This is a genomic window from Flavobacterium daemonense, assembly GCF_007341385.1.
Taxonomy (GTDB): Bacteria; Bacteroidota; Bacteroidia; order Flavobacteriales; family Flavobacteriaceae; genus Flavobacterium; species Flavobacterium daemonense.
The window spans coordinates 84091-96198 of record NZ_VJYD01000015.1 but is presented as its reverse complement, the minus strand read 5'-3'; the positions used below and the strand labels follow the sequence as shown (position 1 = coordinate 96198).

Sequence of the window (12108 nt, the reverse complement as noted above, 5' to 3'; positions counted from 1 at the left end):
TATGACTTCTCTGCGACCAAACTTCAATTATCTTTTATACTTTTGTACTAACCACTAGATTAATGTGTTCTTAGAAAATAGTGCTGAAATTTTATCGTCAACTAATATCCTTACCAAAATTAAGGTTTTGTTTGTTTTATTATGCGTTTTTTGTTAAAAAAGTTGTACCTCAAATGTACCTCGCTATATTATAGTCATTGAAAACATTGAGTTGCTAATTTCTGCATCGGAAAATAGTAAGACAAAATAAGACGAGTACAAACAAACGAGTTAAAATATTAACAAACAATATTTTAACTCGTTTGTTTTTTTATTTGCCTTTTCTTTTTGATTTTGAGTAACATTTTAAAAAAAATGTAGTGATTTTGTACCTCAAAAAACGAAGTGAAAAATATTTTCTTTGCCATATTATGACATATAGAGACACTGCGGTTCATACCTAAAAATGGACGCAAGAGTACAAGACCTTTGGTTATACCAAAACAGAAGTACACATTGGAATTCAAGCACTATTGGCTAAAAAACAAGATTGTTATTAATAAATTATGTTAAAAAAAAGTAAAGTACTTTCTTATATTGTAGTATTTTTACTTAGATTTGAAACATGTTAAAATTAACTATTAGACTAACGATTACTAATCAAAATCGTTAAAATTCAAACCACCAATAACCAAAACCTCGTAAAAAAATTATGAATTTCATAAAATCAAACCACTCTACTTCCACAACCCTATCTAAAAAAACGCTGTTTCAATTTCTATTTTAGAATCTACAGTTTTAATCAATCAAAAAACAAATCACACGACAACTGCACTTTATCTCTATTTCTCAAAAATGGAATAGAACTATTATGCCTTGTTTTAAAAAAACCACAAACAATTAATGAGACAAACAATTCTAGTATTATGTTGCTTTCTTTTTTTATCAAATATTTTACAAGCACAAACATCAGGCACAGTTAAAGGATATGTAACCGACACCATAAACCATTCTACTTTAACAAAAGCATCAGTCTCTTTGTTAAGAGCACAAGATTCCATTTTAGTAAAATTTACCCGAGCCAAAGAAAATGGTTCTTTTGAGTTGAATAATATTAAAGCTGGTAAATTTATTTTACTGGTTTCTTATCCTAAATATGCTGATTTTGTAGATCAATTTTCTGTTGATTCCACAAAATTAATCAAAGATTATGGGAAAATTAATTTGGAAGATAAAGGAAGAATACTATCCGAAATAATTATCAAAGGCAATAGAGCTGCAATGAAAATTAAAGGTGATACGTTAGAATTTGATCCAAAAGCATTTAAAATAGAACCGAATGCAAAAGTGGAAGATCTGATAAAACAATTCCCTGGAATACAAATTGATAAGGACGGAAAAATTACCGCTCAAGGTGAAACTGTAACAAAAGTTTTGGTTGATGGTGAAGAATTTTTTGGTGATGATCCCACTTTAGTTACAAAAAACCTACGTGCGGACATGGTCGATAAAGTACAATTGTACGACAAAAAAAGTGATCAAGCCGCTTTTACAGGAATTGATGATGGCCAGAAAACCAAAACGCTGAATGTTAAACTTAAAGAAGACAAAAAAAATGGTTACTTCGGAAAAGCAGAACTCGGAATAGGAACTGATAAATTATACAAAGGTCAAGCCATGTTTAATAAGTTTTGGGATAAGAAAAAACTAGCGGCTTACGGCATTTTTGGCAACACAGGACAAGTAGGATTAGGATGGGGAGATAAAGATAAATATGGACAAAGCGGTTATCAAGTAACTGATGACGGCGGTATTTATTTTACAAATAGTGGGAATGATGAATTTGAAAGTTGGGATGGCCAATTTAATGGTGAAGGAATTCCAGTAGCTCAAACTGGAGGAATACATTTCGACAATAAATGGAACAACGATAAAGAATCTATCAACGTAAATTATAAAATTGGCGATATCAAACTTTCGGGAAATCGCAATGATATTAACCAGCAAAATTTAAGTTCTAGCAGTATTTATAATACTTCAGACAAGAATTTTGAGAAAAACATGACCAAAAACAAACTTGATTTAGCTTATGAAATTAAAATTGATTCTACTTTAACTTTAAAATTAAATGTAGATGGATTATTTAAAAAGAGCAACTCAAGTGAAGAAGAAATGCGAAAAGGTACCGACGAACAAGGCAACCAATTGAATAATTTGAAACAAACAACTACAAACGATGTTGATGATAAAACATTTAATACGAATATTTTATTAACCAAAAGACTTAAAAAAACGGGACGAACACTATCTCTTAATTTAAGCCAGTCAACTACAGATAGTAAAGGTGATGGTTATTTAAATTCTAGAGCTGAATTTTTTACACCATCCGTAATTAGTCCAGATAGTACAAAAGTAGTCGATCAATACAAAGTCAATAATATTGGCAATACCGCTTTTAAATCCAATTTAATTTATACCGAACCGTTATCCAAGAGTCTCTCTGTAATTCTTAATTATGGATTCAACATTAGTAACGGGAAATCTGATCGTAAATCTTTTAATCTATCTCCAAATGGCGATTATACTGTTTTGGATTCCATCTTTAGTAATAATTATGAATTAGACCAAACGATAAACCAAGTTGGAGCGATTTTTAATTACAAAAAAAACAAAACCGTTTTTAATTTTGGTTCTAAATTTAGCGATGTAAACTTTAAACAATATGATGTGTATAGAGATACTTCACTTAAGCGAAAATTTGTCAACTACATGCCGCAAATAACCTATCAATATAATTTTAAACAAAGAGAATCACTGCGTTTGTCTTATAATGGAAACAACGATCAACCAACATTAGAACAAATACAACCAATACCAAATAATCAGAACCCATTAAATACGATTGTGGGTAATCCAAATTTAGATCCTTCTTTTAAAAATAGTTTTAGAGGAAGTTATTATTCCTATAAAGTGCTTAGCAATCAATATTTTTCGATTAATGGATCGTATAATTTAACGCTAAATCCAATAATAAGTAATGTAATTACAAATGATAGAGGACAAAGCATTTCTCAATTTGAAAACCTAAAAAACAAAGCTACAACAAGTTATTATTTGAATACTAATTTTGGAAGAACAATCAAAGCCATAGATATGAACGCAGGAATTGGTTTAAGCGCCAACAAAAGTTTAAACTATAATTATATCAACACAAAGCTGAATCAAACTAAAAATTCAACTTATTCCTTTAATTTAAACTTATCAAAGAATAAAGAAAAGAAATATAATTTTAATGCTAGCTTCGGACCTACTTACAACGTTGCTGATGCAAGCATCAATGAAAATAGCGATAGTAATGGTTGGGGCTTTAATGGGAATTTCTGGAGCAGTGTTCAATTACCTTTCAAACTAGAAATTAGCACAGATGGTAATTACCAATATAATGGAAAAACGCAAGTGATTCAGGAAAGTTTTGAGCGTTTTATTTGGAATGCCTCTATCACCAAAAAATTCTTAAAATCAGATAATTTAAGAGTTTCTATAACGGGACGAGATCTTTTGAACCAGAATGTAGGATTTAATCGTTCTGCATTCAATGGAAACATCAACCAAAGTACTTATACGACTATCCAAAGATACTTTATGTTCTCTGTAAGCTGGGATTTCAGCAAAATGGGCGGAGGAGATACTAAACAAAACTAAAACTATGAAAGCAATAATAAATCACATCCTAATTTTAATAATTGTATTGACAAGCTGCAATACTTTTGCACAAAATGACCACTTTATACAAAACGGTGTAATCGAATTTGAAAAAAAATCAAATACGTACGCTTTGATTTCGAAGAAAATAAAAGGAGAAACTGAGAGCTATTATAAACTAGCTTTTGAAAGTTATAAAAAAACCAATCCACAATTTAAAACTGTAAAAAGTACGCTCACTTTTTCAAAAAACAAAAGTTTATATAAATGGGATGAAACCAATGAAACACCAAGCAACAACAGTTGGATTGCAGATGATGCATTGGCTAATTTAAAAAATATTATCGCCACAGATCTGGATACGCAAACCAGCATTACCCAAAAAAATGTTTACGATGATTTATATTTAGTTAAAGATAGTTTACGCAAAATTAACTGGAAAATTACCGATGAAACAAGAGAAATTGCAGGTTATGAATGTCGCAGAGCAAATGCGATAGTTCTCGATTCTGTTTATGTTGTTGCCTATTATACCATTCAAATTCCGTTCTCAGGCGGTCCTGAATCTTTTACAGGCTTACCTGGGACAATTTTAGGCTTGGCCATGCCCCATGAAAATATGACATGGTTTGCCACAAAGGTTACTGAAATTCCAGTTTCTGACAAAGATTTAGCTCCACCAATTAAAGGCAAACCGACTGATAATAAAGGACTGAATAAAACACTTTTGGAGGCTTTGAAAGACTGGGGAAAATGGGCAAAAAAAACACTTCTAGCCTATTCCTTGTAAAAAATTATTGAAACTTATTTTTTCTAAAAACTAATCAAAAATGGCTCCTGATATTTCGAGAATATGTCAATGGTGCCATTAATAGAACTTAAAATGCATAAAAAAAACAACCCGAAGGTTGTTTTTTTTATGCCTATAATTTGATATTAAATTTTTTCTCCTGCAGATAAAAGCGATAATCTTTAATGATGCCATTTTTGCTTTTATCAGTACGAGGCAGGATTCTGAAACCTGATACAGTATTATTTTCTCCCATGTCAATAACTACAGTGTGAGGAAAAGCTGCTTTTTTATCGCCTATTCTTGTCTGCCAAATAACAGATTCTTGAAGATCAAATATTTTATCAGCCGAACTGCCTGAAGCAGTTACTTCTTCGCTATCTGCAAATACAACTTTCCATTTTAGAGCGGATATAGCTTTTCCATCTTCTCCGAGGATTTCCAATTCTGCAATTGAAGTAGAATTATCAGACGTCAATTGAGAACTCAATGCTTCAAGACAGAAATAACGTCCTTTGACTACAGCTTTAAATTTGACCTCTTTCCAACCGGTCTCACTAGTAAAACTACCTGATGTTACTGGCACAGCGTCACTAAGATCCAACATTTCTCCTTCCTTGCGATGCAACATTGAAGCGTCGGCAATTATTTCGAAAACTGGCGTGCCAACACTTTTAATTACAGGTTTATCATGGTTTTCAACATCAAATACAATTATTTCATTTTCTCCAACATTGAGCCATTTCCCCGGAAGATACATGGACTGCGTTGGCCCTATTTTCCAAAATCTGCCAAGATTATGCCCGTTTACCCAAACCATACCTTTACCCCAACCACGCATATCTAAATAGACATCTCCAGTTTCTGAAAGCTTAAAACTTGATTTATACCATGCAGGTCCATCTCCTGTTAGATTTCCATACTTCAAATCTTTCTGAAAAGCAGCATCTACCGGAAAATTATAGATTTGCCAGTTATGAAGCTCTTTAGTTTCTGCTCCTTTGGACAAATAAACTTTTCCATTGATTCCCTTGCGGTCAATTATCGCCTTGCCATAATTTACCCTTCCCGTTGTTTCGACAAGAATATCCAGCTGAGCATCTTTTTTTGTTGCAGGTATTTTTAAAGAAGTTTCATTAAAACGTCTGTCTAATTTCCCCAAATATTTATCATTGAGATAAACTACTGCATAGTCATGAACATCATCTATCTTTAAAATACGTTCTGAATCGTCTGCAGAAATTTTGTTTCTATAAAGAATTCGCCCCCAACCCTGATCAAAATATTCCATGGTTTTTGGAACATCAGTAGTCTTCGGATTTTTAAGATTGTCTCTCAAAAGAGCCTTTTTTGTAAATGCAATTTCAGGTAGACTGATAAATTTCGAAGGTTCAGAAGGAAGTGGCGGTATCGTTTCGCCTTCATTCAAATAATTTTGAAGAAGCGATCTGATCGCATAGAATTTCTCAGTAGGCTGTCCAGCCTCATTAATTGGCGCATCATAATCATACGAGGAAACTGTAGGTGCATATGGCGGTGCATTGGCACCAGACCATTGTCCGAAAGATGTGCCGCCATGCGCCATGTACAAGCTGAAAGAAATTTTATTGTCCATCATATCTTTCAAACTGCCTAAAAAAGTCTCGACACCCCTTGTTTCGTGAGGTCTTCCCCATTGGTCAAACCAACCTGTCCAATATTCGCTGCACATCAGAGGCGCATCTGGATTTAAAGTCTTAAACTTTTTGAATTGATTCTCGATATTAGATCCGGCTCCAAAATTAAGTGTTTCGGCAACCCCCGGAACTTTATAGCGGTCAAAATTAGAAGACCAGTCACATCGAAAAAGCTGTACTTTGTCAAAACCCGACGCTCTAATAATATCTCTGATTTTGGTCATGTAATCGCCGTCATTCCCCCATACTCCGTACTCATTTTCCACTTGGACCATAATGATATTGCCACCGTTTTGGATCTGCAATGACGAAAGCTCTTTCCCTACTCGGTTTAAATATGCAGTGGCGCTTTTCATAAAAAAAGGATCTTTTAAAGTCCGTACTTCAATATCCTCTTTTTTTAGAAGCCACCAAGGAAGTCCTCCCATATCCCACTCTGCGCATACATATGGTCCGGGACGCACAATACAGTACATTCCATTTTTCTTGATTAATCGAACAAATTCAGCAACATCATTTTGGCCTGAAAAATCATAAACGCCTTCTTTCTGCTCATGCAGATTCCAAAATGTATAAATACAGATTGTATTCATTCCCATTGCTTTGCACATCTGAATTCTATGTTCCCAATATTCTTTAGGAATCCTTGGATAGTGAAGTTCTGCTGCGCGAATCAAAAATGGTTTCCCATTTAATTCAAATTGATTTTTGCCCGCAATAAAAGTGTTTTGAGCTGTCAGATTTTGTTCAAATAAAAAAAACAGACAAAATAATGATGTTATCGTAATTAATCTTTTCATGTGATGTGTTTGTACCTAATCTAATTTTATTCAAGATACACTAAAATTCTATTTAGAAAAATTTATTTTACACATTGCAGAAAATTGTCTTTATCAGCCCAATGGCAACCAAAATTATTACTGAAAATCAGTAACTTTAAAAAGCTTTGCTTGTATATGTAGTTATTTAAAAATATTCAGCTCTTCATTATATACAGGGCTTCCTATATTCAAAAAATTCAAAACACTATGAAAAACATGATTTTGAGTTACCATTTTATTTGGTTTAAGCTGTTTTGAATTATCAGATGTCCAAACTATAAAAGGTATTTCATATTGTTCTTTAGGAGCAAAACTCATTGGTACGCCATGCATGTATAGATTCTTTTCGCCTAAGGATTCTCCATGATCAGAAACAAAAATCATGGCACTTTTATATTCTTTCAACTCTTTTAGATCTTCAATTACTTTTGATAAAATATAATCTGTGTAAACAATCGTATTATCATAAGCATTCAAAAGTTCATCTTGAGAGCATTTTCCTAATTCAACACTATTGCACACCGGTTTAAAAGTTTCAAACGACTGCGGATATTTCTTGCTGTACGTAGGCCCATGGCTTGTACTTGTATGCAATATAATAAGTACTTTATTCTTTTTACTGGCTAAAATCTGCTCTTTCAAACCCGCTAAAAGCACCTCATCATATTCGCTTTCTTCATCTTTAATGAATTTCTTTAAAACATCTCTGCTTTGATATTTCTCGATATGAACAGGAGGCTCTCCCCAATTTGTAGTTCTCCAGACAACCTCTACATTATTTCGATTGAGATAATTAGGCAAGATTTCATATAAATCATCTGAATTAGTATGTTCTAAAATACATTTTACGCCGGCTGTTGTATAAGTAGCGCAGGAATTGGCATTAAAATGAAATACGTTAGGTATTTTAGAAAGCAGCGGATTGGTATTCTTCTTATAACCGTACAAAGAAAAATTCTGGCTTCTAGCCGATTCTCCAATTACTAAAACCACAACGGATTTTTGGTTGTCTTTGATAACCGCATTTGGCAGTAAAATTTCTTTTTGATTCTTCTTGTATTGATGAATATAAAAAAGTGAAGTATTTACAGAATATGACCATGGCATTGCAAGACCTCCCAATTGTTTTGAGTTCTTATCAATCCAAAGCCAGTTGCTAGCATTGGCAAATACCAAAACGCCAATAAATAATAAAGTCAGAGAAGAAAGAGTGAAAAATCGCTTCAATTCATCCTTTATTGTATTGACTTTAATAATATAAATACTTGGAAGAATACCCAGAAAGATGAGATACAAAATCAATTTAAAAGAGAAAAAACTGCTCGACTCTTCATAATTTGTATTAAGCACATTCCCTATCATCGATTCATCAATTATTACGCTATAGGTATTGACAAAATAAACGGCGACCGAATTAATTAGAAAGAATAAAACCAGTAAAAATTTCCCAAGATAGCGTGAAAGCGAAAAGATCAGGTAAAAAACAAATGCATTTAAAATCAGCATTAAAATTACCAGACTTGTAATCAAAACAACACCATTAAAGCTTTTATAATCAAAATTATTAAAGACGTAAGTATAAAAAGGCAAATGAAAGAAAACAAAATTTAGAAAACTCATCAATAAAACAAAATGAGTTAATCGTAAATTATTTTTTGGCATAAACAGTGGTAATTTCATATAGTGAAACGGCAGTAATTTTATACAAAGAAACAGCTAAACTAATAAATGCTAAATAAAAGATGATCAAATCTTCCTTAATTATTTTTTGGATTAAACAAACACCGCAAATAATAAACAATACTACAAATATTGGATAGCATTTTTTATTGTTAATCCATGCGAAAATTTTAAATTTTCGGCTTATAAAAATTCCTAGTAATCCCGAAATATATCCAATAATTCCTCCCGTAATAACATCAAGCGGATAATGCGCTCCCACAGCTACTCTACTAAAAGCGAGAAATAATCCTAAAAATAGTATTGCAAAAAACCATAAAATTTTCATTTTAAACACTTGAGGCATAAAAGCAAAAAGCAAAACTGTAAGTACTGTAAAAATCACGATAGAATGACCAGACGGCAAACTATTATGTCCTGACAATGCTTTGCCTACAATAAAAAAACTGTCATTATTAAATGCTGCTGCGGGTCTTGGAACAGAAAATATTTTTTTTAGCGGACAAGAAAACAAAAGAGAAACCAACAAGCCAGATGCTAAAGCTTCCCAGAGTTTAGGCGCATAAATAATGAAAATACTCAAGAATGATAAAAAAACAAGAGCATCACCAATCTGAGTAATATTGTATTCAAAACTCGGGTAATGGCCTAATTGATAATTAATAAAATAGAAACTATCCTTTTGAATTTGTATATATTGGGTAGCATCTAATGCATTTTCGCTGTATAAAAACAGCATAATAGCCACCAGAAAAAATACTGGAAGAAAAAACAATAAAGGTTTAAGTCTTGAATAATTGTTAATGATATACGTGTTCATTCTATTTTTTTGTATTAATATTTTTATAACTTTCTTGGGTTCTCAAATAATTTCCATTTTAAAATATCGTTCCTCTTACGCCTAAGAAGAAAGTGTTGAAGAATAATCTACAAGCACTAAAATCGATGTTTTTTCTTGCCTATGAACCAATCCATCTTTTGCAAAAACTGCTAAAAATTCATTATATTTTCCGAGTGCAAGATTAGCTAATAGCATTGTTCTGTTCATGTTCTACACTTTAATAAAAGGTAAAGGAATTTGTCAATTCTGAAGAAATTTAGAATTTTCAATGTTTTAGAAAAATTTATAACACATAGTTTAAATTCTCCCGAAAAAAACTATTCGACGGTAACATTAGCTTAATATTCAGATGAAAGTTATGTTGCAATTCGCCGATTTTATTTTGGAGCAAATTATCAAACTTCAAGTTATGCAAAGAGTGCACGAAGTCTTATTTACATAGAAATAAGACATAAGATGTATGAGATTTTTTTATATTTTTAATTGCATTAAAAAAATATCTTTCATCAAATGATGATTTATTTCAAATTAGGCGAAACAACCAACCTTAAATTATAACTTTATGCTTTTTAGGAAATGAGTATGAATTGTCTCCGATTCAGCTTTTCTTCAAAATTCAAGTATAACCTTGCAGTATGAAAATTTTAATTATAGAAGATGAGCTAGAAATTGCTCAGAGCATCAAAAATTATTTTAAGACGAATGGCATTCAGTGCGAAACCGCTGAAAATTATAATTTGGCCTTAAATAAAATTGAATCTTATGATTATGACTGCATCTTGCTGGATCTGATGCTTCCTGATGGTGACGGATTTGATATATTAAGAGAACTTAAAAGAAAAAACAAAACAGAGGGAGTTATTGTTGTTTCTGCCAAAGAAACACTTGAAACCCGACTTGAAGGATTCAATCTTGGTGCAGATGATTATTTGACCAAGCCTTTCCATTTATCTGAACTTTTGGTTCGCATGCAGGCACTTATACGTCGCAAAAATTTCAAGGGAAACAACAATATAATTTTCAATGAAATTACAATTGATATTTTTTCAAAGTCGGTAACGGTAAATAATATAAAATTAGACCTTACTAAAAAAGAACTTGATCTGCTACTTTTTTTAATTGGCAATGAAAAAAAGGTATTATCAAAAGCCGCTATTGCAGAACATCTTTCTGGAGATATGGCTGATATGCTGGACAATCATGATTTTATTTATGCGCACATCAAAAATCTGAAAAAGAAACTGCATCAGGCAGGAAGCGAAGACTATATTAAAACAGTTTACGGACTCGGATATAAATGGGAAAACGAATGAAAATGAAATTGCTTACTAAAACAACAAACAGCTTTCTTGCTTATGCGATTATCATTTTATTGATTGCCGCACCATTGTTTTATTTCATTTGCCAGCAGCTTTATATTTATGAAACCGATGAAGTACTTCATTTTCATAAAGGCGCTTTTATACAGGAAAGCCATAGAAATTTTACCCAAAACGATATTGATTTATGGAACAAGTATAATCATGAAGTAATGATCATACCTGACATGGGTGTTAGAAAAGACTCGATCGTTGGCAAAATGATTTATGATTCTATTGCTAGAGAAAAAGAGCCGTTTCGTGTACTCTACGCTCCGGTTGACATTAACGGGAAAAGATATACGTATACCGAAAGAATAAATCTGCTGGAAATGGAAGGAATGGTTTTTAGTATTGCCGGTATGTTTCTCTTCATCATTATTATTCTTTTAATCGGAATCATCTTGATTTCTAAAATTACCGCTGTCAAAATATGGAAGCCTTTTTATGACACGCTGAATCAGATTCATGATTTTGAAATCGATAAAAACAAAGCGCCGCATTTTATTCCGACAGATATTGATGAATTTGATCGTTTGAATAAAAGTTTGGAAAAATTGATTGAAAAAAATACTGCTATTTATCAAAATCAAAGAGAGTTTGTCGAAAATGCCGCTCACGAACTGCAGACACCTTTGGCATTATTTCAAACTAAAATTGACACTCTTGCACAGCTTGATTTAAATAAAGATCAGTCTGAGGTTGTTGCTTCTTTAAACACCGATGTTTCAAGACTCAACAGACTTAATAAAAACCTATTGTTGCTTTCTAAAATTGAAAATGAGAGTTTTCTTGAAAAAAGTACTATTGTGGTTAATGATTATATCAAAAAACATTTAGATTTTTTTAGCGAACAGGCCGATGCTAAAAATCTGACCATCAATACAGAATTTACCTCAACCTTAACAATAAACGGAAATCCTGCACTTACCGAGGTCTTGATCAATAATTTATTTTTAAATGCGATTCGGCACAACGAAAAAAATGGCAAAATTATTATTACAACATTGGATAATGAATTGCTGTTTTCAAACACGGGACAAGACACACCTTTACAAATTGAAAAGCTTTTCAACCGTTTTTCTAAAACCAATTCGGCTTCGCAAGGAAACGGACTTGGTTTAGCCATTATTAAAAAAATTACGGAACTCAACAATTGGAAAATAAGCTATACTTTTTACAATAATTTGCACAGTTTCAGCGTCAAATTCTAAAAAATTCAAACTTCCTACAGATTCGTTTTCAAACTTTGTACTAGGTT

Annotated in this window: 8 protein-coding genes; 4 read left to right on the top strand and 4 right to left on the bottom strand. The window is 32.2% G+C overall.

The genetic code is table 11. From position 1 onward, the window contains the following. Nucleotides 1-882: 882 nt before the first annotated feature. Nucleotides 883-3681 carry an outer membrane beta-barrel family protein gene (locus tag FND99_RS17200; RefSeq protein ID WP_144339173.1) on the top strand — a complete coding sequence of 933 codons (2799 nt, stop codon included), beginning with the start codon at nucleotides 883-885 and terminating at the stop codon, nucleotides 3679-3681. Nucleotides 3682-3685: 4 nt separating this feature from the next. Continuing rightward, the gene (locus tag FND99_RS17195; RefSeq protein ID WP_144339172.1) at nucleotides 3686-4471 is read left to right on the top strand and encodes a GLPGLI family protein; all 786 of its coding nucleotides are present in this window, start codon (nucleotides 3686-3688) and stop codon (nucleotides 4469-4471) included. A gap of 133 nt (nucleotides 4472-4604) precedes the next feature. Here FND99_RS17195 and FND99_RS17190 read toward each other — a convergent pair whose 3' ends face one another. The 4 genes from FND99_RS17190 to FND99_RS20200 all read right to left on the bottom strand — a co-directional run bounded on the left by FND99_RS17190 (nucleotide 4605) and on the right by FND99_RS20200 (nucleotide 9696). Further along, entirely contained in the window at nucleotides 4605-6947 is a 2343-nt protein-coding gene (locus tag FND99_RS17190) for a glycoside hydrolase family 35 protein (RefSeq protein WP_144339171.1), read from the bottom strand. 162 nt (nucleotides 6948-7109) lie between these two features. Next, a complete protein-coding gene (gene eptA / locus FND99_RS17185; RefSeq protein ID WP_144339170.1) occupies nucleotides 7110-8630 on the bottom strand; it encodes a phosphoethanolamine--lipid A transferase EptA in 1521 nt (506 codons plus the stop codon). Then, entirely contained in the window at nucleotides 8617-9468 is an 852-nt protein-coding gene (locus FND99_RS17180; protein WP_144339169.1) for a phosphatase PAP2 family protein, read from the bottom strand. Before FND99_RS17180 ends, eptA begins: the two co-directional genes overlap by 14 nt. Nucleotides 9469-9549: 81 nt before the next feature. Next, the gene (locus tag FND99_RS20200) at nucleotides 9550-9696 is read right to left on the bottom strand and encodes a hypothetical protein (RefSeq protein WP_162615569.1); all 147 of its coding nucleotides are present in this window, start codon (nucleotides 9694-9696) and stop codon (nucleotides 9550-9552) included. 428 nt (nucleotides 9697-10124) lie between these two features. On the opposite strand from FND99_RS20200, the gene FND99_RS17175 reads away from it, so the two are divergent. Further along, nucleotides 10125-10802 carry a response regulator transcription factor gene (locus FND99_RS17175; protein ID WP_144339168.1) on the top strand — a complete coding sequence of 226 codons (678 nt, stop codon included), beginning with the start codon at nucleotides 10125-10127 and terminating at the stop codon, nucleotides 10800-10802. A 2-nt stretch (nucleotides 10803-10804) separates the two neighbouring features. After that, nucleotides 10805-12061 carry a sensor histidine kinase gene (locus FND99_RS17170; protein WP_246074239.1) on the top strand — a complete coding sequence of 419 codons (1257 nt, stop codon included), beginning with the start codon at nucleotides 10805-10807 and terminating at the stop codon, nucleotides 12059-12061. Nucleotides 12062-12108 lie beyond the last annotated feature (47 nt).

What these genes read in the sequence shown, in the direction of transcription:
- eptA (WP_144339170.1), bottom strand. Translation starts at nt 8,630, where the DNA reads ATGCCAAAAAATAATTTACGATTAACTCATTTTGTTTTATTGATGAGT.
- FND99_RS17195 (WP_144339172.1), top strand. Translation starts at nt 3,686, where the DNA reads ATGAAAGCAATAATAAATCACATCCTAATTTTAATAATTGTATTGACA.
- FND99_RS17200 (WP_144339173.1), top strand. Translation starts at nt 883, where the DNA reads ATGAGACAAACAATTCTAGTATTATGTTGCTTTCTTTTTTTATCAAAT.
- FND99_RS17180 (WP_144339169.1), bottom strand. Translation starts at nt 9,468, where the DNA reads ATGAACACGTATATCATTAACAATTATTCAAGACTTAAACCTTTATTG.
- FND99_RS17190 (WP_144339171.1), bottom strand. Translation starts at nt 6,947, where the DNA reads ATGAAAAGATTAATTACGATAACATCATTATTTTGTCTGTTTTTTTTA.
- FND99_RS20200 (WP_162615569.1), bottom strand. Translation starts at nt 9,696, where the DNA reads ATGAACAGAACAATGCTATTAGCTAATCTTGCACTCGGAAAATATAAT.
- FND99_RS17175 (WP_144339168.1), top strand. Translation starts at nt 10,125, where the DNA reads ATGAAAATTTTAATTATAGAAGATGAGCTAGAAATTGCTCAGAGCATC.
- FND99_RS17170 (WP_246074239.1), top strand. Translation starts at nt 10,805, where the DNA reads ATGAAATTGCTTACTAAAACAACAAACAGCTTTCTTGCTTATGCGATT.